The sequence below is a fragment of the Gilvibacter sp. SZ-19 genome (assembly GCF_002163875.1).
Classification (GTDB): domain Bacteria; phylum Bacteroidota; class Bacteroidia; order Flavobacteriales; family Flavobacteriaceae; genus Gilvibacter.
In genome coordinates this window covers 456,085-477,905 of sequence record NZ_CP019333.1, presented here as the reverse complement: position 1 = coordinate 477,905, position 21,821 = coordinate 456,085, and the positions used below count along the sequence as shown (strand labels likewise).

Here is a 21,821-nt window from a genome sequence, read left to right as displayed (position 1 = left end):
ATGAATAAGCAGCTCGAACAGCTGGCAGAAAAAGCCAAAGTTAACCATAAAGCGAACAAGAAGTTCTTCGCCAAGCTCAAAAAGCGTCCGCCAAAGCATCTGGATGCCCTGATGGTAGAACTGCACGAGGACGAGTTTACACGAACAGATTGTCTGGAGTGCGCCAACTGCTGCAAGACCACAGGTCCTTTGTTTACCGATAAGGACATTGATAGACTTGCCAAGCTCTTTAAAATGAAACAGCAGCAGTTCATTGAAACCTATTTGCGGATCGATGAAGAAAACGACTATGTTCTGCAGACGGTGCCTTGTCCTTTTCTAGGTGCCGATAATTACTGTTCGGTCTACGATCATCGCCCTAAGGCTTGTCGTGAATTTCCGCATACGGACCGCAAGAAGTTTCAGCAGATCTCCAACCTGACCTTAAAGAATGTAGCCATCTGCCCAGCGGCTTATAATATTGTGGAGGAAATGAAAAAGCGCTTGCCTAATTATTCGTCGTAAAGCAGGTATTTAGCGCGGGTCTTTTTAAATTCTTCTATTTCGGCTTGCCAGCTCGCTCGGATCTCTTCGGCGCTTAAGCCTTGCTCTATTTGCTGTTGCAGCAGGGGAGTGCCGGCGTGAGTGGTGAAATTCGCTGTATTGAAGAACTTATCTTTTTTGGTGTGATCGCGATAGGCTTGTACTATCCATTGCAGATCCACCTGACTCAAATAAGGTTGCTGCCCTAAGAACAAACCATTGCATTCGGTGTCTTGGTGTTTTGGATATTTAGATCCGAAGTTGGGTTTTGGGGTATACTGATAGGTGTATTTTTCTGCTGGTAAATAAGGCGAGCCCAATAGTTGAAACTGATAGTCAGTACCACGGCCAGCGTTGAGGTTGGTTCCCTCTAAAAGGCCTAAACTCGGGTAAAGGTTAACTGCCGTTGCGTTAGGCAAATTTGGTGATGGCCTAACCGGCAACATATACTTAGAACGGTGGTTGTATGCTGTGTTTTTAATTACTGTTAAATCTGCTTTGATCCCATTTTTTAACCAACCTTCGCCATTGACCATTAAGGCGTATTCGCCAATGGTCATTCCATAAACAAGCGGAACCGTGTGCATACCTAGAAAGCTTGTATGCTCTTTAAGCATAGTAGGGCCGTCAACATAATGTCCGTTGGGATTGGGTCGATCCAAAACAATTATCGGAATGCCCGCTTCTGCAGCGGCTTCCATGACCAAACTCATGGTTGAGATGTAGGTGTAGAAACGTACGCCTACGTCCTGTATGTCGAAGACTATTATATCTACATCTGTTAGTTGCTCCGGAGTTGGTTTTCTGTGTTTGCCATGTAATGACAACAAGGCTAAGCCTGTTTTTGTGTCTAGGCCATCTTTAACGGCCTCGCCTGCATCAGCGCGACCTCTAAAGCCGTGCTCTGGAGCGAATACTTTTACAATATCAACGCCTCTGGCAAGTAAGCTGTCTACAAGATGTGTATAGCTGTTTTTTGTGGCCGATATTATACTGGTCTGATTGGCAACAACCGCTACACGCTTGCCTTGTAGTAATGGAAAATATTCTTCTGTTTGATTTGCTGCAGGAACCGGTGTGATTTGTGCTTTCGGATTTTGATCTGGAAGACTTTCATCAGCTTCTTGCGATTTGGATCCGCAGGAACACATAACAATCAGAAGGAATAAAAACGTATTTTTGAGACTTAGAACAGTCATAGATCTGGAGTGAATTTCGAATATTTTATAGCCCGCCGCATTGCGCGTTCCAAGGATCATAAAAGTAGCGTATCGGGTCCAATTATAAAAATAGCCATAGCGGCTATTGCCATTGGCACCATAGTGATGCTTATTGCCATTGCTACGGGGATTGGACTGCAACGCAAGATCAAAGAAAAGGTTTCTGCTTTTCACGGCGATATCATCATCTCCAATTATGATACCAACTTTTCTTTTGATTCTCAGATCCCCATCAGCATAAACCAAGAATTCTATCCGGAGTTTAATCTGGTCCCAGGGATAAAGCATATACAGGTCACCGCTTTAAAAGGTGGGATAATCCGCACCGAAGAGACCTTTGAAGGTGTAGTTGTTAAAGGAGTAAATGCCGATTACGACTTCTCGCATTTTGAGGAGTATCTCACAGCAGGCCGATTGCCAGACTATAGCGGGAACTTAAACGCGGAGATCCTCATTTCTGAATATTTAGCCAAACGACTAAATTTAAAGTTGGGAGATAAGGTTGCGACCTATTTTGTCAATAACGATAGCGAACGCCCAACTAGAACACGGGGTTTTGATCTGGTGGGTATATACAACAGCGGGTTCCAAGAGTTTGACCAGCAATTCTTGGTGGCCGATATTCGTCACATTCAGCGCTTGAACAAATGGGAGCCAGATCAGATAGGCAGTTTTGAGCTTTTTGTGGCCGATTTTGACAAGCTCGCTGAGACCAGTGCAGCAGTTTATGAGAATATCGATTCGGAACTCAACGCCATCAGCATAAGGGAGAAATACCTCTCTATTTTTGAGTGGTTGGATCTGTTCGATTTTAATATCTACCTCATTATTGGGATCATGATCGTTATTGCCGGGATCAATATGATAACGGCCTTGTGGGTGCTTATTTTAGAACGTACCCAAATGATAGGAACTTTAAAGGCTCTAGGTAGCTCCGACTGGAGTATACAAAAGGTCTTTTTATACAATGCGGGTTATATTATTTTGCGCGGTTTGTTTTGGGGAAATCTGATAGGGCTCGGCCTCATATTTATCCAGGCGCAGTTTGGGCTGTTTGAGTATCCTGACCCAGAGGTATACTATATGAAAGAAGCTCCAGTATACCTGAACGCCTTTTATGTTTTGGCCTTGAATGCTGGGACATTAGCTCTTTGTCTTCTGATGCTATGGGGCGCTAGTTTTACGGTCTCGAGAATTGATCCTATTAAGGCGATCCGCTTTGAATAAATCCGCAGCAATTAAAGAATAGCTATCTAAGGAAAGACCGAGGGGTTTTGTACCTTTGCCAGGTCTTAAAAACACAAATGGAATACGCAGAAAATATATTAGGCACTATAGGAAATACTCCTTTGGTAAAGATCAATCACTTGGCTAAGGATCTACCTTGCTTGGTGTTGGCAAAATACGAAACATTCAACCCTGGGAATTCGGTAAAAGACCGCATGGCCCTAAAGATGGTAGAAGACGCTGAGGCCGATGGGCGCTTGCAACCAGGAGGTACCATCATTGAAGGAACTTCCGGAAATACTGGAATGGGCTTGGCCCTTGCTGCGGTGGTAAAAGGCTACAAAAGCATCTTTGTTACTACAGATAAGCAGTCCAAAGAAAAAGTAGATGTGTTAAAAGCCATGGGGGCAGAAGTGATTGTATGTCCTACAGATGTGGCTCCAGACGATCCACGGTCTTATTATTCGGTTTCTAAACGCCTAGGAGAAGAAACTCCAAACAGTTGGTATGTGAATCAGTACGACAATCCGAGTAATGCTGTAGCACATTACGAAAGTACCGGGCCGGAGATCTGGAAGCAGACAGACGGTAAGGTAACCCACTTTGTTGTTGGCGTTGGAACAGGGGGGACTATTTCTGGAGTTGGGAAATATTTGAAAGAGCAGAATCCTAATATTAAAGTTTGGGGAATTGATACCTACGGAAGCGTGTTTAAAAAATACCACGAGACCGGAATCTTTGACGAAAAGGAGATCTACCCATATGTTACCGAGGGGATAGGCGAAGACATTTTACCAGAAAACGTCGATTTTAGCATCATAGATGGCTTTACCAAAGTAACCGATAAGGATGCTGCCATCTATACCCAATTATTGGCTAAAACAGAAGGGATGTTCTTAGGAAACTCTGCAGGAGCAGCTATGAAAGGCCTGCTGCAACTCAAAGAACACTTTAATGAAGACGATGTGGTGGTGGTACTATTTCACGATCACGGCAGTCGTTATGTGGGTAAAATGTTCAACGACGATTGGATGCGAAAAATGGGTTATATCGAATAGATTTACCCTTGAAAACCTTAAAAACCCTCGATGAAAATCGGGGGTTTTCTTATCTTGCACTAAAGGCCAATAGCTATGAATTGGGTTTACGATTTAAGGCATTATCTAGAACGACGAGGGTTTTATGTGTCCTCTCGCTTGGCCGAACGCTTGGGCATGCGCGCTAAAAGTGTTCGCCTGTTTTTTATCTACGTGAGCTTTGCCACTTTGGGAGCCGGATTTGCAATTTATCTCACCTTGGCTTTTTGGCTTAAACTAAAAGACTTAATTTACACCAAACGAACTTCTGTTTTTGACCTCTAGTAGGTTTTGCAGTTGTGCCAACCGAATACTTTATGCCTAAAGTTACCCTGCTGACACGATATTTTAGATCTAAGATCAACATTGCCCTTGGCTTGTTGCTTGTGGTTTTTATTGCAGGAGTTTTCGGGTTTAAATTCTATGCGGACTACAGTTGGATAGATGCGGTCTACATGACCATTATTACTATTACCACCGTTGGATTCCAAGAGGTGGAGCCGCTAGGACCCAGCGAAAAGATATTTACCTCTGTATTGATCATATCCAGTATCTTTATTGTGGGATATGCCATTACGGTGATCTCCGAGTATTTGCTCGGTAAAAGCAATATTGGAAACCTTACCCAGAAAAGAGTGAAAAAGCAAATTGAATCTTTAAGTGGACATGTAATTGTCTGTGGTTATGGCCGAAACGGGCGTCAAGCCGTGCAAAAACTACGCGCCTATAACAAACCATTTGTTGTAGTGGAAATTGACGAAGAAATAGTTTCTAGAGCCGTTCTTGACGACGACATACTCATGGTCCTTGGAAATGCAGACGAGGATGAGGTGCTTTATCAGGCAGGTATCGATAGAGCTTCAACCTTGATCTGTGCCTTGCCGAGCGATGCAGATAATTTATTTATTGTCTTGTCTGCCCGACAGATCAATCCCAAGCTGCGAATCATTAGCCGTGCCACCGAAGAGACCAGTTATCAAAAACTCAAATTGGCCGGAGCCGACAATGTGATCATGCCAGACAAGATAGGCGGAGAGCATATGGCATCGCTAGTAGTGGTTCCAGATCTGGTCGAATTTTTAGATAATCTTACAGTTTCCGGAGAAGAGGATAGTATAAACGTAGAGCAGGTCTCTTTTGAGAACATCTGCCCAGATGGTATAGAAATGGCCATCCGCGATCTTGATCTTCGCAAACGTACAGGCTGTTCTATAATCGGATATAAATCTCCTAACGGCGAGTATGTTGTGAATCCGGAGCCAGAAATGATCCTTAAAAAAGAGTCCAAACTCATCCTTATTGGAAGGCCGCCGCAAATCGAGCGTTTAAAGGAAGTTTACAAGGTTTAACAGCCCACTTTTTAACGGCCAAAAATTTGAATTCGCAGTTTTTTTTAGCATCTTGTGAGCCTGAAAAACGCAAACTAAATCAATTACTATGTACAAAAGAGTACTTCTGTTAGCATTCGCTTTATTATCACCTTTATTTTCTTTCGCTCAAGAGGCCCAAGAAGCCGGCATCGACGAAAAGATAAACGATGCGGTTATGCCCGCTGCCGTTTGGTGGGAGAATCTTGTTCTAACCACGGTTCCCTTAGGCGAATACAATGTTTCTGTAGTAGTAATTCTATTGGTTTTAGGAGCAACTTTCTTTACAGTTTATTTCAAAGTGCCAAGCATCCGAAGATTTCCGTTGGCCATTAATACGGTGCGCGGGAAATACGACGACATTGAAGGTGCGGACGGACACGGAGTTGAAAAATCAGACGTAAATATTGTAGATGGCGATTTGCCAGATACCATTCGTGACGAAAGTCAAGAAGGAGAGGTATCTCACTTTCAGGCTTTGGCCACAGCTGTTTCTGGTACCGTAGGTTTAGGAAACATTGCTGGGGTTGCTGTAGCGATCGCCTTGGGTGGTCCTGGAGCAACTTTCTGGATGATCGTTTGTGGTCTTATTGGTATGGCTACCAAATTTGTGGAATGTACCTTGGGTGTTAAGTATCGTGATGTTGGTCCTGATGGAACCGTTTACGGTGGTCCGATGTACTATTTGTCTAAAGGACTTAAGGAGCAGAACATGGGCGGTCTTGGTAAAGTGCTTGCCGGATTGTTCGCCATTCTTTGTGTCGGAGCTTCCTTTGGAGGAGGAAACGCATTTCAGTCTAACCAGGCCACAGTGCAGCTTTCTTCGCTTATGGGATTAGAGGGCGGAGCTACCGGATTCATCATTGGAGTTATTCTTGCAGTTCTAGTAGGAATTGTAATTATTGGGGGTATCAAGCGTATCGCTAAAATTACAGAGAAGATCGTTCCATTTATGGCGGGTATCTATGTACTAGCAGCCTTGATCATCATCTTTGCCAATATCTCTTATATCGGAGATGCTTTTGGGCTGATCTTTAAAGGAGCCTTCACGCCTATGGCTGGTTTAGGTGGTTTTGTCGGAGTGCTTATTGTTGGATTCCAACGCGCGGCTTTCTCTAACGAGGCTGGAGCAGGGTCCGCAGCAATTGCTCACTCCGCAGTAAAAACAAAATATCCGGCTAGTGAGGGTGTAGTTGCCCTTTTGGAGCCATTCATTGATACGGTAGTAATTTGTACTATGACTGCCTTGGTGATCATCTTCTTTAATATCGACGGAACCAATTTGCAAAGTGTATTTGAATACGGAGCAGTAGAAGGTTCTAACGTGATCTTAAACGGAACCGGAGAGCAGCTCGGAGGAGTGGACTTGACCTCCCGCGCATTCGACTCGGTTATCCCAGGCTTCTCTTATGTATTGACAATCGCGATTGTTTTGTTCGCCTTCTCGACCATGATCTCTTGGTCTTACTACGGCCTACAGTCTTGGAAATATCTGTTCGGTAAAGGAAAAACTGCCGACCTTATCTATAAAATCATGTTCCTATTGTTCGTGGTGATTGGTGCTGCTGCCACTTTGGATGCGGTGATCAAATTCTCCGATGCGATGATCCTTGCCTTGGTGTTCCCGAACATGATAGGACTATTCTTCCTGTTCCCTAAGGTGCGCGAGGAAATGAAGAAATACCTGGCTGCCATTAAAGGACTTAAATCGTCCAACTAGACGACCAGACTAACTTTTTTACTAATACCCCTATGCAAAACGATTTGACATGGGGGTATTTTTTTTACTCAAAAAACAACTGCTATTCTACAAGCGCGACCAGCTAAGTGTTGCCTTATTCCTAATTGCATTTACAGGTCTTTTATGGCTGATTCACGGTGGTGAAAGACCAGAGCATATACCAGTTGATCTCAATGCATCCGTATCTCAGAAAGAGCGAGCCTCATTGGATTCCTTAAAGCTGGACAAGGCCAAGCCGAGACGCTATAAATTCAACCCTAATTTTCTGAGTCCGTACAATGCTTATCTGTGGGGTATTAGCGATAGTGCTTTGACTGCTTTAGAAAGTTTTCGCGCTCAAGACAAGTGGTTGCGATCTGCTGCGGATTTTCAGCGAGTCACTGGAGTCTCAGATTCCTTGCTGGCCGAAATGAAAAGCTATTTTAGATTCCCTGCATGGACGCAGCAAAGTCGGACCAACACCTTCCGGGATCGCCCTGAAAAAGTTAAGGAGCTGAACGCCGCCAGCCAAGAGGAGTTAGAGGCAGTTTACGGGATAGGTCCAGTTTTGGCAGGGCGTATTCTCCGTTTTAAGCAGCGCTATGGTCCATATTCCGACAGTTTGCAATTGCGGCTGATCTATGGACTAAAACCTGAAGTGAGAGCAGAACTACTTAAACATTTCACCATTGCCACTAAGGACACCATTAGTAAGATCGATTTCAATACAGCAGCTGCTTCTGACTTGGCAACTTTGCCTGGAATTAATTTCGAATTGGCTAAGGAGTTGGTGATATTCAGACGGTTACGAGATGGGATTTCTGCCCCAGAAGACTTGCTTATGTTAGAGGGTATTACTGCGGATTGGTTAGCGGGAATTGCCGTATATTTGCAATTCGAATAATAGCCCTATTCGCCTTTTTTTTAATAAGGAACTCAAACGTTTGAGTTCAGTAAAAACGAAAGCATTCTGCAACCTATGAATACTACTTATTTTACCGAAGAACACGATCTTTTCAGAGACAGTTTGCGCGACTTCTTGCAAAAGGAAGTGGTGCCGCATATTGAAGACTGGGAAGCCAGTGGTACCATTGATCCGGAGATCTGGACAAAAATGGGTGAGATGGGATTCTTTGGGATTGCATATCCGGAAGCCTACGGCGGTATGGGCTTAGATTTCTTCTACACGGTGATCTTTCTAGAGGAGTTACAGCGCGTGCAATCCGGTGGGTTTGCGGCTGCAATGTGGGCGCATGCCTATTTGGCAATGACCCACTTGAACGCAGAAGGCAATGAAGAACAAAAGCAACATTACTTGGCCAAGAGTATTAACGGCGAAATGATAGGTTGTCTTTGTGTGACAGAGCCCTTTGGAGGTTCTGATGTATCTGGAATGCGATCTACGGCTGTAAAGCAAGGCGATCACTATATTCTGAACGGTTCCAAGACCTTTATCACTAATGGTGTCTACAGCGACTATTTGGTGGTAGCAGCTAAAACGGATCCCTCTTTGGGCAACAAGGGTATTAGTTTATTCATTGTAGATAGAAGCATGGAGGGTGTTGCAGCGACCAAACTTGACAAATTGGGTTGGCGTGCAAGCGATACAGGAGAGATATCCTTTACCGATGTAAAAGTTCCTGTGAGCAATATGTTGGGAGAAGAGAACAAAGGATTCCAATACATCATGCAGCATTTTGCTAGTGAGCGTCTTATTATGGGGATAAATGCCCACGCGCGCTCGGAATGGGCCTTAGAGTACACCATTCAATACATGAAAGACCGCAAGGCCTTTGGGAAGTCCATTTCTGAATTCCAGGCGTTGCGTCATAAGATCGCACAGTTAGCCTCCGAAGTAGAAGTTTGCAAAACCTTTAACTATACCGTTGCAAAACGATTGGGAGACGGGGAGTATGTGGTTAAAGAGGCCAGCATGTCTAAACTGATTTCTACAAAAATTGCAGACGAAGTTGCCTATGACTGCCTGCAGATGCTAGGGGGTTACGGCTATATGGAAGAATATCCTATGGCGCGATTACTTCGCGATAGTAGGCTAGGACCTATCGGAGGAGGTACTTCTGAGATCTTACGCGAGATCATCGCAAAAATGGTCATTGACGGGAAGCAATATAAACCCGCAACTTAGAGGACATGCATTTTTGCGAAGATGCCCAATGGCATCGCAAAAATGGTGATTGACGGGAAGCAATATAAACCCGCAACTTAGAGGGCATGCATTTTTGCGAAGATGCCCAATGGCATCGCTAAAATGGTCATTGACGGGAAAGTCTACAAGCCTGCCACATAATTAGTCGATTTGTGTAACTTTGAGCATGAATGAAGCTCCCTGTAAAACAATGGGAGATTTAAACCTACATGCATGCAGCTCAATCTATTTAAAAAATTACTCTTTGCAGGTGTTTTCTTAGCCTGCGGATTCACTTACGGACAACAAGAGAAAGTACTTAACGGAAAGATCGTAGACTTCGCCACTTTTATGCCCATTGAAAGCGCCAGTGTCTATGTCAAGGATTCCTATATCGGTACCGTAAGTAATATCGACGGAAAGTTCTCTTTGGTGGTGCCGCCCAAACATGTGAACGACACCCTGGTTATCTCTTCTATTGGATTTAAGAGTTTTAAAACTGCCATTGCAGATTACGACCCTACAGAAGACATTTTCTTAGAAGAAGACATTGCCTCTTTGGATGAGGTTCTTGTGGTTGCAGACCCAAGACCCACAACCGGAAATGATATTGTGATAAGAGCCTTGGAGCGATTGCCGCGGAACTTACCAGACAGTTCTTATATTCAAAAAGGATTTTTGCGTCACAAAGAGCGTAATCAGATCGAATATAAATGGCTTATTGAGAGCGCGATCTCGCTTTACGATTCCAGCTACGCCAAAGGGGGATCAGATTATTTGAAAGTGAATGTGGACGAGAATCGCAAGAGTTATGATCTGCGAGATGTGGACAGCTTATTCACCTATTATTCTTATTTGCGCGACGCCAAAGGCATGCGCATCAAAGCCGATAACCTCAGAAGAGATACTATAGCAACCGCATCGTTGGTAGAAGCCATAAAATGGAACGACAACCGCGTTAATGGTTTGGGTAACCTTTTTAAAGGTAAACTCAATATGGTTCGCAATGCTGGCGATAGGTTTGCTATCCTAGGTGATAAGATGTTAGGGCGGCATCAGTTTAGCTTAGACACTGTTTTGGTGGACGACGGCCGCAAGGTCTATAAGATCAGAATTGAGAAGGGTTCTGATTACGTCGGACTTAATACACCTGGGATCTACAATGAAGGATTCGAACCTAAAGGTTGGATCTATATCGACTGGAAGACCTACGCTATAAAACGAATCGAATACGAACTCATCGCTGCCTCAGACGCCCAACGCAGACGCTCTAAGAGTTTGTTCGGTACTACGCTCAATCACAAGCTGGTAATTACCTACAAGGAGTTTGAAGACAAATGGTATCCGAACTATATCTATTACGAGACCCCTAAACTGGTCAATATTGGAAATCGCAGTTCGGATCAGCAAGAAAAAACAGCCGAACAGATCAAAAGAGAACGTGAAGAACAATTCTATTATACGGTTCAAGAGATCGTGTTCACAGAGATCATTCGTGACAATGAGGTGATAACCGATGCCCTGAGCCAAGATTGGACAGACGATATCTTTATTCCTAGACCTTATAACAAAGAGTTTTGGAAAAGCTACAATGTGCTGCTAGAAAGTGAGGAGGAAGAAAAACTAATTCGCGATCTGAGTACAAGAGCTTCCTTGTTCAAAGAATAATTTTCGAAAAGAAGTTGCAGATATAAAAATTAACTTTCTATCTTTGCATCCGCTAAAGAGAGGAGGTGATGACACTATGTTAATTATACCAGTTAAAGACGGAGAAAATATCGACAGAGCGCTAAAGCGTTTCAAACGTAAGTTTGACAGAACAGGAACTATGCGTGCACTACGTTCACGTCAGCAGTTTACTAAGCCTTCTGTAAAGCGCAGAGCGCAGATCCAAAAAGCACAATACATCCAACATCTTAGAGATCAGGAAGAGATCTAGGTCGTTAGGACAACAGTATAAACAATCCGCTGGAAAGTGTAACTTTACACGACCAGCGGATTTTTTTATGGCCCTAACCGAATTCATTGCGTATCTGAACCTGGAGAAGAATTATTCTCATCATACGCTAGCTGCATACTCAAGAGACCTAGAGGCCTTCAGTGCATTTATTGAGTCGGAATATGGGCAAAGTGAGTTGGCGTCGGTGAACTACGCGCAGATCCGTTCTTGGATCGTATCTCTGGTAGATCAGCAAATAAGCAATAGGTCTATCAATAGAAAAGTAGCCTCCCTAAAGGCGTATTACAAATTCCTTTTAAAGATCGGTTCCATATCTGCTTCACCCTTGGCGCAACACAAAGCCCTCAAGACTCCGAAGAAACTACAAGTGCCTTTTTCGCAAGCGGAGATAGAACAGACCTTGGTCGAGTTAGAAGCTCAAGGCGGATTTGAACCCGTTCGCGATAGATTGGTAGTAAGCCTTTTTTACGCCACCGGCATGCGTCGCGCTGAGCTGATCAATTTAAAGCTGTCTGATGTGGACTTTGGACAGGCTTCTATAAAAGTTTTAGGAAAGCGCAATAAAGAGCGGATAGTGCCACTTTTGTCTTCGTTGCTGATAGAACTCCGCAGTTATATAGATCACGAAAGAGCGGAGCTGTTAAACGGCGCAGAGACCCCCTGGTTATTTGTTACCGCTAAGGGTGCTAAAATGTACGAAAGGCTTGTTTACCGAATTATAAATTCGTATTTTAGTATGACGTCCTCAAAGGTTAAGAAAAGCCCGCATATTTTGCGGCATTCCTTTGCAACGCACTTGCTCAATGAAGGTGCGGACCTCAATGCGGTCAAAGAGCTTTTAGGTCATGCGAGTTTGGCTTCCACTCAGGTGTACACCCACAACAGTGTAGCCGAACTTAAAAAGATTCACAGCAAGGCGCATCCGAGGAACAAATCGTAGAGGGCGATCTTTTGTCTAACTTAAATTACCCGCGTATGAAAGTTAATGTGCAGACTCCAAATTTTGATGCGGACATCAAACTAATTGAATTCATTAAAAAACGTTTGTCGAAGTTAGAAACATTCTACGACCGTATTATTTTTGCCGATGTTTTTCTGAAAGTGCAAAACACCAGTCAAAAAGAGAACAAAATCGTTGAAGTTCTTTTGAGTATTCCTGGCGATGATGTTATTGTAAAAAAGGAGTGTAGGAAGTTCGAAGAGGGTGTAGATGAGTGCGCTCATTCCTTAGAACGCCAACTCAAAAAACGAAAGCAAAAACAACGTGCCCATCTTTAGGCTAATTTTTTGCAAAAAGTTTTTTAAAAAAGAAATTTATTATACATTTGCAGTCCGTTAGAAATAGCGGACTTTTTTTTGATCAAAAAGGAAGTTTAAAAGCGCCGATGTAGCTCAGCTGGCTAGAGCAGCTGATTTGTAATCAGCAGGTCGTGGGTTCGAGTCCCTCCATCGGCTCTTAAGTTCTTTAAAATCGATGTTTTAGAGCTATCGGGGAGATACTCAAGCGGCCAACGAGGACAGACTGTAAATCTGTTGGTTTTTACCTTCGCAGGTTCGAATCCTGCTCTCCCCACTTTATTTTTTAGAGGTCGGCGTCAAAAGCTCGCTTTTGTAAGCCGACGAAAAAAAATAAAGATGGTTCACCACCGAAGATCACGAGGCGTCAACCGAGTAATCCGAATGGTGAAACATAAAAGTGTTTCAGAAGGATGATACGAGGCGTCAGCCGGGTAATCCGAATGGTGAAACATGAAAGTGTTTCAGAAGGGTTATACTAGGCGTTAGCCGAGTAATCCGAAGGGTGAAACTAAAGGCGAATTTCGGTCTTCAATAAAACCTCTTTTCGCTTGTTTTATTTCTGGCAAATTTTCATTAATTTTGCAGCACTAAAATTTCGACGTACTGGATAACCAATCTTGCACAGCAAGAAAAAACGCGGGAGTAGCTCAGTTGGTAGAGCGTCAGCCTTCCAAGCTGAATGTCGCCGGTTCGAACCCGGTCTCCCGCTCAAAAGTAAAGCCGAAATCGCATCTTCTCAAGAGGGTGCGATTTTTGCTGTACTTATCGGTTTAGTAATAAATCGAGAAGTACGAAGCGGGTCTCTGACGGCCCAACCCGCAATCGCCGATGTAGCTCAGGGGTAGAGCGTTTCCTTGGTAAGGAAGAGGTCACGGGTTCAATTCCCGTCATTGGCTCTAGGTAGCTGAAAGCTGCTTCTTTGAATTAACCACCAAGCGCACGTAAGTATCTTGTGTTTTGTACGGTCTGGATTCAAAAGAGATTTAAAATTTGAACACTAATATAATTAAGATTAAAAATTAATAAACATGGCAAAGGAAACTTTCGATCGTTCCAAACCGCACTTGAACATCGGTACTATTGGACACGTTGACCACGGGAAAACTACCCTTACTGCCGCTATTACAACTGTACTAGCCAACGCAGGATTGTCTGAGTTGCGTTCTTTCGACTCTATCGATAACGCTCCAGAAGAAAAAGAAAGAGGTATTACTATTAACACCTCTCACGTAGAGTATCAGACGGCTAACCGTCACTACGCACACGTTGACTGTCCAGGTCACGCCGACTACGTTAAGAACATGGTAACTGGTGCTGCACAGATGGACGGTGCTATTCTTGTAGTTGCTGCTACAGATGGTCCTATGCCACAAACTCGCGAGCACATCCTTCTAGGACGTCAGGTTGGTATTCCTCGTATCGTTGTATTCATGAACAAAGTGGATATGGTGGACGATGAGGAGCTACTTGAGCTAGTAGAGATGGAGATCCGTGACCTATTGAGCTTCTACGAGTATGACGGTGACAATGGTCCTGTTATCGCTGGTTCTGCTCTTGGTGCACTTAACGGTGAGCAAAAGTGGGTTGACACTGTAATGGAGCTTATGGATGCTGTTGATAACTGGATCGAGCTTCCTCAGCGTGACGTTGATAAGCCATTCTTGATGCCAATCGAAGATGTATTCTCTATTACTGGTCGTGGTACTGTTGCCACTGGTCGTATCGAGACTGGAGTTGCCAACACTGGTGACGCTGTAGACATCATCGGAATGGGAGCTGAGAAATTGACTTCTACTATTACTGGTGTTGAGATGTTCCGTAAGATCCTAGATCGCGGAGAAGCTGGAGATAACGTAGGTATCCTTCTACGTGGTATTGAAAAGACTGAGATCAAAAGAGGTATGGTAATCTGTAAGCCAGGTTCTGTAACTCCTCACGCTAAATTCAAAGCCGAGGTTTATATCCTTAAGAAAGAAGAAGGTGGACGTCACACTCCATTCCACAACAACTACCGTCCTCAGTTCTACGTACGTACAACTGACGTAACAGGAAACATCAACCTTCCTGACGGTGTTGAAATGGTAATGCCAGGTGATAACCTTACCATCACTGTAGATTTGATTCAACCTATCGCACTTAACGTAGGATTGCGTTTCGCTATCCGTGAAGGTGGTAGAACTGTTGGAGCTGGTCAGGTTACTGAAATCCTAGACTAAGTCTAAGCAGTAGATAACATATATAAGTCAAAGGTGTCCCGTAAACGCGGTACACCTTGACTTTTATCTACGGGTTTAGCTCAGTTGGTAGAGCACTGGTCTCCAAAACCAGGTGTCGGGAGTTCGAGTCTCTCAACCCGTGCAAAACACAAGAACAATGATAGAATATATTAAAGAGTCGTATAACGAGCTTAGAAATCACGTGACTTGGACACCGTTGTCTGAGGCTCAACGACTTACTGTTATTGTTGCGGTATTTTCTGTTGTGCTGGCTTTGGCCACATGGGGAGTAGACACAGTTTTCTCCGGAGTGATCGAGCAATACTTTAAACTAATCAAGGGATAAACGCTGCAGAATGACAGAAACAAAGAATACTAAGAAGTGGTATGTTGTTCGTTCGGTTAGCGGACAAGAGAACAAGATCAAGAACTACATCGAGAGTGAAGTAGCCCGCTTGAATCTGCAAGATTATATCGAGCAAGTTCTGGTTCCGACCGAGAAGGTTATTCAGATCCGCAACGGAAAAAAAATTAGTAAAGAACGTGTGTACTTTCCGGGGTATATCATAATCAATGCGAACCTCGCAGGAGAGATACCACACATTATAAAATCTATTAACGGTGTAATTGGTTTCTTAGGAGAGACCAAAGGGGGAGACCCTGTGCCGTTAAGACAGTCCGAAGTGAACAGGATGTTAGGTAAGGTAGACGAATTGGCTATCGAAGATGAAAACCTGAACATTCCTTATGTAGTAGGAGAGACTGTAAAAGTTATCGATGGTCCTTTCAACGGCTTCAACGGAACCGTAGAGAAGATCAACGAAGAAAAACGCAAGCTAGAAGTGATGGTGAAGATCTTCGGACGTAAGACACCACTTGAACTCAGCTATATGCAAGTAGAAAAAATTTAGTAAAAGACTGTTACGCGAATAAACTGATTCTTCCAGAGCTTCCAACAGTGAAGAATCGACCTAAAATGTAAACAATGGCAAAAGAAGTAGATAAAGTCGTAAAGTTACAGGTTCGAGGTGGAGCGGCTAACCCGTCACCACCAGTTGGACCAGCTTTAGGTGCCGCAGGTGTTAACATCATGGAGTTCTGCAAGCAATTCAACGGTAGAACTCAAGATAAGCAGGGTAAAGTATTACCTGTTGTGATCACGGTTTATAAGGACAAATCTTTCGAGTTTGTAATTAAGACCCCTCCAGCAGCTGTACAGATCCTTGAGGCAGCCAAAGTCAAAAAAGGCTCTGGTGAACCACACGTGCGAAAAGTAGCCACAATTTCCTGGGATCAGGTGAAAACTATTGCAGAAGACAAAATGCCGGATTTAAACGCATTTACAATCGAGTCTGCCATGAAAATGGTAGCTGGTACTGCAAGATCCATGGGAGTTAAAATTAAAGGAACAGCCCCTTTTTAATGATTTAAAGAAAACAGGATCATGGCAAAATTGACCAAAAAGCAAAAGGAAGCTCGCGGAAAGGTAGACGCTAACAAGGACTACAGCTTAACCGAAGCTTCTGCTTTAATAAAAGAGATCACCAACGTGAACTTTGACGCCTCTGTAGATCTTGCAGTTCGTTTGAATGTTGACCCACGTAAAGCTAACCAAATGGTTCGCGGCGTAGTGACACTTCCACACGGTACTGGTAAAGATGTAAAAGTATTGGCCTTGGTAACTCCAGATAAGGAGGCCGAAGCTACTGCTGCAGGAGCTGATTTCGTTGGATTAGACGAGTACCTCGATAAGATTAAAGGAGGATGGACAGACGTTGACGTAATTGTAACCATGCCAAGCGTAATGGGTAAGTTAGGACCACTAGGACGTATTCTAGGACCTCGTGGACTTATGCCAAACCCAAAGACTGGTACAGTAACAATGGACGTTGCTAAAGCGGTGCAAGACGTAAAAGGCGGTAAGATCGACTTTAAAGTAGATAAGACCGGTATCGTTCACGCTGCGATCGGAAAGTCGTCATTTGACGCAGAAAAGATCGCTGGAAACGCCCGCGAATTAATAACCACATTAGTAAAGTTAAAGCCTCAAGCGGCCAAAGGTGTATACATCAAGAGCATTTACATGTCCAGTACTATGAGTCCTGGAGTGAGTGTAGACACCAAGAGATTTGCTGAGTAGTAAAACCCATAGACAATGACAAGAGAAGAAAAATCACAAGTTATTCAGGATTTGACTGCACAGCTAGCTGAGAACTCTGTAGTTTATTTGGCAGATATCTCAGGATTGGACGCAGGTACAACTAGCAACCTAAGACGTGCATGCTTTAAAGCTGGCGTTAAGTTGTCAGTGGTTAAGAACACCTTGCTTGAAAAAGCAATGGAGAGCAGTGACAAGGACTTTGGAGATCTAGCAGGCGTGCTTAAAGGCAACACCTCATTGATGATCTCTGAAACTGGAAACGCTCCCGCAAAGGTGATCAAGGAGTTCCGTAAGAAAGCGGATCGTCCTATTCTTAAAGGTGCTTTCATCGAAGAGGCCATCTTTATTGGCGATGACCAATTAGATACTCTAGTTGAAATCAAGTCTAAAGAAGAGCTTGTCGGCGACATCATCGGATTGTTGCAATCGCCTGCTAAGAATGTTATCTCTGCTCTTAAATCGAGTGGTGGTACCATCGCAGGAATTGTTAAGACACTTTCTGAGCGCGAAGGATAAGCACAAAACGAAAAATCAAACACTTAGAATACAATTTTATTAAAACGATAGAAAATGGCAGATTTAAAAGAATTCGCAGAACAATTAGTTAACCTTACTGTAAAAGAGGTAAACGAGTTAGCTGACATCCTAAAAGAAGAGTACGGTATTGAGCCTGCTGCTGCAGCTGTAGCTGTTGCTGCTGGTGGTGGTGCTGCTGGTGGAGACGCCGCTGAGGAAAAGTCAGAATTCGACGTAATCCTTAAAGCCGCTGGAGGTTCTAAACTAGCTGTAGTAAAACTAGTTAAAGAATTGACAGGTGCTGGTCTTAAAGACGCTAAGGAACTAGTTGATAACGCTCCTTCTCCAATTAAAGAAGGTGTAGCTAAAGACGAAGCTGAAGCACTAAAAGCTCAGTTAGAAGAAGCTGGCGCTGAGGTTGAGCTTAAGTAAGCTCCCGGCAGTTAGCCAACCCTAAGGTTTAGGCCTTCCCGAATGCGGGATGGGCCTAAACCATTTTGCGTATATAATGGTGTGTTCCACCTCCAATGCGCTACCCTAGTTTTTTGTTAATTAAAATTCCGTTCGTAGATGTCCGCAACGAAAACTGAAAGATTGAATTTCTCTTCTGTGCAAAACAAGCCGGATTATCCAGATTTCCTGGACATTCAGGTAAAATCTTTCCAAGATTTTTTCCAGTTAGAGACCAAGTCAGAAGAACGAGGAAACGAAGGTTTGTACAACACCTTCATGGAGAACTTTCCAATTACAGATACCCGCAATCAATTTGTACTGGAATTTTTAGATTACTTCGTTGATCCGCCACGCTACTCGATTTTAGAGTGTATTGAGCGCGGATTGACCTACAGCGTTCCGCTAAAGGCCCGCTTAAAATTATATTGTACCGATCCGGAGCACGAAGATTTCGAAACTATCGTGCAAGACGTATACCTGGGAACTATCCCGTATATGACGCCGTCTGGAACTTTTTGTATCAATGGTGCAGAGCGTGTAGTTGTTTCGCAGCTTCACCGTTCGCCAGGGGTGTTCTTTGGACAGTCCTTCCACGCCAATGGTACTAAATTGTACTCGGCTCGTGTGATCCCATTCAAAGGATCATGGATCGAATTCGCGACCGATATCAACAGCGTGATGTACGCTTATATCGATCGTAAGAAAAAATTACCTGTAACTACACTTTTCCGCGCCATTGGTTTTGAGCGCGATAAAGATATCTTAGAGATCTTTGACCTTGCCGAAGAAGTAAAGGCAACCAAGACCGGTCTTAAGAAATACATGGATCGCAAGCTTGCAGCTCGTGTACTTAAGACTTGGCACGAAGATTTCGTAGATGAAGATACTGGAGAGGTTGTATCTATTGAGAGAAACGAGATCGTTCTAGATCGTGATACTATCCTTGAAAAAGAACATATTGACGTAATTCTTGAGTCCGGAAGTAAGACCATCTTACTACACAAAGAAGATAATCAGCAGGCGGACTACGCGATTATCCACAATACTTTACAGAAGGACCCTACCAACTCTGAAAAAGAAGCGGTAGAGCACATTTATCGTCAATTGCGTAACGCTGAACCGCCCGATGAGGAAACTGCACGTGGAATCATCAACAAGTTGTTCTTCTCTGACCAGAGATACAATTTGGGTGAGGTAGGACGTTACCGAATGAACAAAAAACTCGGTTTGGATATCGATATGGACAAGCAGGTGCTTACCAAAGAAGATATCATTACCATTATCAAGTATTTGATTGAATTGATCAACTCTAAAGCAGAGATCGATGATATCGACCACTTGTCTAATCGTCGTGTGCGTACCGTAGGAGAGCAGCTTTCGTCTCAGTTTGGCGTAGGTTTGGCTCGTATGGCCCGTACCATCCGCGAGCGTATGAACGTTCGTGACAATGAGGTATTTACTCCGATCGATTTGATCAATGCGAAGACCCTTTCTTCTGTGATCAACTCCTTCTTTGGAACTAACCAGTTGTCTCAGTTCATGGACCAGACCAACCCACTGGCAGAGATCACGCACAAGCGTAGACTATCTGCACTAGGGCCTGGAGGTCTATCTCGTGAGCGCGCCGGGTTCGAGGTTCGAGACGTACACTACACCCACTACGGGCGTTTGTGTCCTATCGAAACTCCTGAAGGTCCGAACATTGGACTTATCTCTTCACTTTCTGTGTATGCCAAGGTGAACAACCTCGGATTCATTGAAACTCCTTACCGCAAGGTGGAGAACGGTAAAGTTGACTTGAAGTCAGAACCGATCTACCTATCTGCAGAGGAGGAAGAAGAGAAACTAATTGCTCAGGCAAACATTCCGCTTAAAAAAGACGGAACTATCGATAACGATCGTGTAATTGCTCGTATGGAAGGCGACTTCCCAGTAGTAGACCCTAAAGAGGTACACTACACGGATGTAGCGCCAAACCAGATCTCTTCGATCTCGGCTTCGCTTATTCCTTTCTTGGAGCACGATGATGCGAACCGTGCCTTGATGGGATCAAACATGATGCGTCAGGCAGTACCGCTTCTAATTGCAGATTCTCCAATTGTGGGAACTGGATTGGAGCGTCAGGTTGCTTCGGATTCACGAGTATTGATCAACGCAGAAGGCGATGGAGTTGTAGAATATGTTGACTCTCGTGAGATCACTATTAAATACGACCGCACCGATACGGAGCGTTTGGTAAGTTTTGATGGAGACTCTAAAACCTATCAGCTGATCAAATTCCGCAAGACCAACCAGAGTACTTCTATCAACCTGAAGCCTATTGTTCGCAAAGGCGACCGTGTGGCGAAAGGACAAGTACTTTGTCAAGGTTATGCAACAGAAGACGGTGAATTGGCACTTGGACGTAACATGAAAGTGGCCTTTATGCCATGGAAGGGTTACAACTTTGAGGATGCGATTGTGATCTCAGAAAAAGTGGTACGTGAAGATATCTTTACCTCTATCCACATCGATGAGTATTCTCTAGAAGTTCGCGATACCAAATTGGGTAACGAAGAATTGACTAGTGATATCCCGAACGTATCCGAAGAGGCTACCAAAGACTTGGACGAGCACGGTATGATCCGTGTGGGTGCCGAGGTGAAGCCTGGTGATATCCTTATCGGTAAGATCACTCCAAAAGGAGAGAGCGATCCGACTCCGGAAGAAAAACTACTACGCGCCATCTTTGGTGACAAAGCAGGTGATGTAAAAGATGCTTCTTTGAAGGCTTCTCCATCACTAAGCGGTGTAGTAATTGACAAAAAACTATTTGCACGCGCTATTAAAGACAAGCGCAAGCGTGCTAAAGATAAAGAAGACATCAACGAGCTTGAATTGAAGTACGAAACCAAATTCGCTGCTTTGAAAGACGTGCTTGTTGAGAAGCTCTTTGAGATTGTTGGTGGTAAAACTGCTCAAGGTGTAATGAATGACTTGGGCGAAGAGATCTTCCCTAAAGGAAAGAAATACACCCTTAAGATGCTTAACGCTGTAGACGATTATACGCACCTTACTCAAGGTACGTGGACTACAGATAAGGACACCAATAAATTGGTAGCCGAGTTGTTGCACAATTACAAGATCAAAGAGAATGACCTACAGGGTAACCTGAGACGCGAGAAGTTTACCATCTCTGTTGGAGATGAGCTTCCTTCTGGAATCTTGAAACTTGCTAAAGTGTACATCGCTAAGAAACGTAAGCTTAAGGTAGGTGATAAGATGGCAGGACGTCACGGTAACAAAGGTATCGTTGCACGTATTGTACGTGAAGAGGATATGCCATTCCTAGAAGACGGTACGCCTGTAGATATCGTACTTAACCCACTTGGGGTACCATCGCGTATGAACATCGGACAGATCTACGAAACGGTACTAGGATGGGCTGGTCAGAAATTGGGTCGCAAGTTTGCTACACCTATTTTCGACGGAGCCACTTTAGATCAGATCAATGAGTTGACCGACGAAGCTGGTATTCCACGATTCGGACACACCTATCTATATGACGGTGGAACTGGAGAGCGTTTTGATCAGCCGGCAACTGTTGGTGTGATCTACATGCTTAAGTTGGGTCACATGGTAGATGACAAGATGCACGCCCGTTCTATTGGACCTTACTCGCTCATTACGCAGCAGCCACTTGGTGGTAAGGCACAATTTGGTGGTCAGCGTTTTGGAGAGATGGAGGTATGGGCGCTCGAAGCATACGGAGCATCCAGCACCTTGCGCGAAATTCTAACGGTTAAATCCGATGACGTTATCGGACGTGCCAAGACTTATGAAGCAATCGTTAAAGGCGAAAGCATGCCAGAACCTGGTCTGCCGGAGTCGTTCAACGTATTGATGCACGAATTGAAAGGTCTTGGATTGGATATCCGTTTAGAAGAGTAATTGCCCGA

General features: G+C 44.0%; 21 protein-coding genes and 5 tRNA genes. 25 read left to right on the top strand and 1 reads right to left on the bottom strand.

The annotated features are described in order from the left end of the window. Entirely contained in the window at positions 1-504 is a 504-nt protein-coding gene (locus tag BTO09_RS02165; RefSeq protein ID WP_087523096.1) for a YkgJ family cysteine cluster protein, read from the top strand. Here the strand turns inward: BTO09_RS02165 and BTO09_RS02160 are convergent. After that, on the bottom strand, positions 492-1,721 hold the full coding sequence (locus BTO09_RS02160) for an exo-beta-N-acetylmuramidase NamZ domain-containing protein (RefSeq protein ID WP_087523095.1): 1,230 nt from the start codon (positions 1,719-1,721) through the stop codon (positions 492-494). The genes BTO09_RS02165 and BTO09_RS02160 overlap by 13 nt on opposite strands. A 9-nt stretch (positions 1,722-1,730) precedes the next feature. On the opposite strand from BTO09_RS02160, the gene BTO09_RS02155 reads away from it, so the two are divergent. The 24 genes from BTO09_RS02155 to rpoB all read left to right on the top strand — a co-directional run bounded on the left by BTO09_RS02155 (position 1,731) and on the right by rpoB (position 21,813). Next, positions 1,731-2,969: an ABC transporter permease gene (locus tag BTO09_RS02155; protein ID WP_087523094.1), complete on the top strand. Its 1,239-nt coding sequence runs from the start codon at positions 1,731-1,733 to the stop codon at positions 2,967-2,969. A 77-nt stretch (positions 2,970-3,046) separates the two neighbouring features. After that, positions 3,047-4,027 carry a PLP-dependent cysteine synthase family protein gene (locus tag BTO09_RS02150; RefSeq protein WP_087523093.1) on the top strand — a complete coding sequence of 327 codons (981 nt, stop codon included), beginning with the start codon at positions 3,047-3,049 and terminating at the stop codon, positions 4,025-4,027. 75 nt (positions 4,028-4,102) lie between these two features. Then, on the top strand, positions 4,103-4,330 hold the full coding sequence (locus BTO09_RS02145; RefSeq protein WP_087523092.1) for a PspC family transcriptional regulator: 228 nt from the start codon (positions 4,103-4,105) through the stop codon (positions 4,328-4,330). Between the two features lie 32 nt (positions 4,331-4,362). Continuing rightward, a complete protein-coding gene (locus tag BTO09_RS02140) occupies positions 4,363-5,394 on the top strand; it encodes a TrkA family potassium uptake protein (RefSeq protein WP_087523091.1) in 1,032 nt (343 codons plus the stop codon). 88 nt (positions 5,395-5,482) lie between these two features. Next, complete coding sequence (locus BTO09_RS02135; protein ID WP_087523090.1) at positions 5,483-7,132, top strand: sodium:alanine symporter family protein; 1,650 nt, start codon at positions 5,483-5,485, stop codon at positions 7,130-7,132. Between the two features lie 49 nt (positions 7,133-7,181). After that, complete coding sequence (locus tag BTO09_RS02130) at positions 7,182-8,036, top strand: helix-hairpin-helix domain-containing protein (protein ID WP_087523089.1); 855 nt, start codon at positions 7,182-7,184, stop codon at positions 8,034-8,036. Between the two features lie 75 nt (positions 8,037-8,111). After that, complete coding sequence (locus BTO09_RS02125) at positions 8,112-9,278, top strand: acyl-CoA dehydrogenase family protein (protein ID WP_087523088.1); 1,167 nt, start codon at positions 8,112-8,114, stop codon at positions 9,276-9,278. Between the two features lie 234 nt (positions 9,279-9,512). Next, complete coding sequence (locus BTO09_RS02120; RefSeq protein WP_087523087.1) at positions 9,513-10,946, top strand: carboxypeptidase-like regulatory domain-containing protein; 1,434 nt, start codon at positions 9,513-9,515, stop codon at positions 10,944-10,946. Positions 10,947-11,022: 76 nt separating this feature from the next. Further along, positions 11,023-11,217 carry a 30S ribosomal protein S21 gene (gene rpsU / locus BTO09_RS02115; RefSeq protein WP_087523086.1) on the top strand — a complete coding sequence of 65 codons (195 nt, stop codon included), beginning with the start codon at positions 11,023-11,025 and terminating at the stop codon, positions 11,215-11,217. 67 nt (positions 11,218-11,284) lie between these two features. Continuing rightward, complete coding sequence (locus BTO09_RS02110; protein ID WP_087523085.1) at positions 11,285-12,178, top strand: tyrosine-type recombinase/integrase; 894 nt, start codon at positions 11,285-11,287, stop codon at positions 12,176-12,178. A 35-nt stretch (positions 12,179-12,213) separates the two neighbouring features. Beyond that, positions 12,214-12,516, top strand: coding sequence for a ribosome hibernation-promoting factor, HPF/YfiA family (gene hpf, locus BTO09_RS02105; protein ID WP_087523084.1), 303 nt, complete (start codon positions 12,214-12,216; stop codon positions 12,514-12,516). Positions 12,517-12,619: 103 nt separating this feature from the next. After that, positions 12,620-12,693 (top strand) — tRNA-Thr (locus BTO09_RS02100). 35 nt (positions 12,694-12,728) lie between these two features. Next, a tRNA-Tyr gene (locus BTO09_RS02095) sits at positions 12,729-12,811 on the top strand. A 362-nt stretch (positions 12,812-13,173) separates the two neighbouring features. Beyond that, a tRNA-Gly gene (locus tag BTO09_RS02090) sits at positions 13,174-13,246 on the top strand. Positions 13,247-13,361: 115 nt separating this feature from the next. Further along, positions 13,362-13,433, top strand: a tRNA-Thr gene (locus BTO09_RS02085). Between the two features lie 132 nt (positions 13,434-13,565). Then, entirely contained in the window at positions 13,566-14,753 is a 1,188-nt protein-coding gene (gene tuf / locus BTO09_RS02080) for an elongation factor Tu (protein WP_087523083.1), read from the top strand. A gap of 69 nt (positions 14,754-14,822) precedes the next feature. Continuing rightward, positions 14,823-14,895: transfer RNA gene (locus BTO09_RS02075), tRNA-Trp, on the top strand. A 15-nt stretch (positions 14,896-14,910) separates the two neighbouring features. Then, entirely contained in the window at positions 14,911-15,099 is a 189-nt protein-coding gene (gene secE / locus BTO09_RS02070) for a preprotein translocase subunit SecE (RefSeq protein ID WP_087523082.1), read from the top strand. A gap of 10 nt (positions 15,100-15,109) precedes the next feature. Beyond that, entirely contained in the window at positions 15,110-15,664 is a 555-nt protein-coding gene (nusG, locus tag BTO09_RS02065; RefSeq protein WP_087523081.1) for a transcription termination/antitermination protein NusG, read from the top strand. A gap of 74 nt (positions 15,665-15,738) precedes the next feature. Further along, positions 15,739-16,176: a 50S ribosomal protein L11 gene (rplK, locus tag BTO09_RS02060; protein WP_087523080.1), complete on the top strand. Its 438-nt coding sequence runs from the start codon at positions 15,739-15,741 to the stop codon at positions 16,174-16,176. A 21-nt stretch (positions 16,177-16,197) separates the two neighbouring features. Then, the gene (rplA, locus tag BTO09_RS02055; RefSeq protein ID WP_087523079.1) at positions 16,198-16,893 is read left to right on the top strand and encodes a 50S ribosomal protein L1; all 696 of its coding nucleotides are present in this window, start codon (positions 16,198-16,200) and stop codon (positions 16,891-16,893) included. Between the two features lie 15 nt (positions 16,894-16,908). Further along, positions 16,909-17,430: a 50S ribosomal protein L10 gene (gene rplJ, locus BTO09_RS02050; protein ID WP_087523078.1), complete on the top strand. Its 522-nt coding sequence runs from the start codon at positions 16,909-16,911 to the stop codon at positions 17,428-17,430. A 54-nt stretch (positions 17,431-17,484) separates the two neighbouring features. Further along, on the top strand, positions 17,485-17,862 hold the full coding sequence (gene rplL / locus BTO09_RS02045; protein WP_087523077.1) for a 50S ribosomal protein L7/L12: 378 nt from the start codon (positions 17,485-17,487) through the stop codon (positions 17,860-17,862). Positions 17,863-18,000: 138 nt separating this feature from the next. Then, the gene (rpoB, locus tag BTO09_RS02040) at positions 18,001-21,813 is read left to right on the top strand and encodes a DNA-directed RNA polymerase subunit beta (protein WP_087523076.1); all 3,813 of its coding nucleotides are present in this window, start codon (positions 18,001-18,003) and stop codon (positions 21,811-21,813) included. Positions 21,814-21,821 lie beyond the last annotated feature (8 nt).

What these genes read in the sequence shown, in the direction of transcription:
- rplL (WP_087523077.1), top strand. Translation starts at nt 17,485, where the DNA reads ATGGCAGATTTAAAAGAATTCGCAGAACAATTAGTTAACCTTACTGTA.
- rplA (WP_087523079.1), top strand. Translation starts at nt 16,198, where the DNA reads ATGGCAAAATTGACCAAAAAGCAAAAGGAAGCTCGCGGAAAGGTAGAC.
- BTO09_RS02140 (WP_087523091.1), top strand. Translation starts at nt 4,363, where the DNA reads ATGCCTAAAGTTACCCTGCTGACACGATATTTTAGATCTAAGATCAAC.
- BTO09_RS02165 (WP_087523096.1), top strand. Translation starts at nt 1, where the DNA reads ATGAATAAGCAGCTCGAACAGCTGGCAGAAAAAGCCAAAGTTAACCAT.
- rplK (WP_087523080.1), top strand. Translation starts at nt 15,739, where the DNA reads ATGGCAAAAGAAGTAGATAAAGTCGTAAAGTTACAGGTTCGAGGTGGA.
- BTO09_RS02135 (WP_087523090.1), top strand. Translation starts at nt 5,483, where the DNA reads ATGTACAAAAGAGTACTTCTGTTAGCATTCGCTTTATTATCACCTTTA.
- BTO09_RS02130 (WP_087523089.1), top strand. Translation starts at nt 7,182, where the DNA reads ATGGGGGTATTTTTTTTACTCAAAAAACAACTGCTATTCTACAAGCGC.
- rplJ (WP_087523078.1), top strand. Translation starts at nt 16,909, where the DNA reads ATGACAAGAGAAGAAAAATCACAAGTTATTCAGGATTTGACTGCACAG.
- BTO09_RS02150 (WP_087523093.1), top strand. Translation starts at nt 3,047, where the DNA reads ATGGAATACGCAGAAAATATATTAGGCACTATAGGAAATACTCCTTTG.
- nusG (WP_087523081.1), top strand. Translation starts at nt 15,110, where the DNA reads ATGACAGAAACAAAGAATACTAAGAAGTGGTATGTTGTTCGTTCGGTT.
- BTO09_RS02145 (WP_087523092.1), top strand. Translation starts at nt 4,103, where the DNA reads ATGAATTGGGTTTACGATTTAAGGCATTATCTAGAACGACGAGGGTTT.
- rpsU (WP_087523086.1), top strand. Translation starts at nt 11,023, where the DNA reads ATGTTAATTATACCAGTTAAAGACGGAGAAAATATCGACAGAGCGCTA.
- hpf (WP_087523084.1), top strand. Translation starts at nt 12,214, where the DNA reads ATGAAAGTTAATGTGCAGACTCCAAATTTTGATGCGGACATCAAACTA.
- rpoB (WP_087523076.1), top strand. Translation starts at nt 18,001, where the DNA reads ATGTCCGCAACGAAAACTGAAAGATTGAATTTCTCTTCTGTGCAAAAC.
- BTO09_RS02120 (WP_087523087.1), top strand. Translation starts at nt 9,513, where the DNA reads ATGCAGCTCAATCTATTTAAAAAATTACTCTTTGCAGGTGTTTTCTTA.
- BTO09_RS02160 (WP_087523095.1), bottom strand. Translation starts at nt 1,721, where the DNA reads ATGACTGTTCTAAGTCTCAAAAATACGTTTTTATTCCTTCTGATTGTT.
- BTO09_RS02110 (WP_087523085.1), top strand. Translation starts at nt 11,285, where the DNA reads ATGGCCCTAACCGAATTCATTGCGTATCTGAACCTGGAGAAGAATTAT.
- secE (WP_087523082.1), top strand. Translation starts at nt 14,911, where the DNA reads ATGATAGAATATATTAAAGAGTCGTATAACGAGCTTAGAAATCACGTG.
- BTO09_RS02125 (WP_087523088.1), top strand. Translation starts at nt 8,112, where the DNA reads ATGAATACTACTTATTTTACCGAAGAACACGATCTTTTCAGAGACAGT.
- tuf (WP_087523083.1), top strand. Translation starts at nt 13,566, where the DNA reads ATGGCAAAGGAAACTTTCGATCGTTCCAAACCGCACTTGAACATCGGT.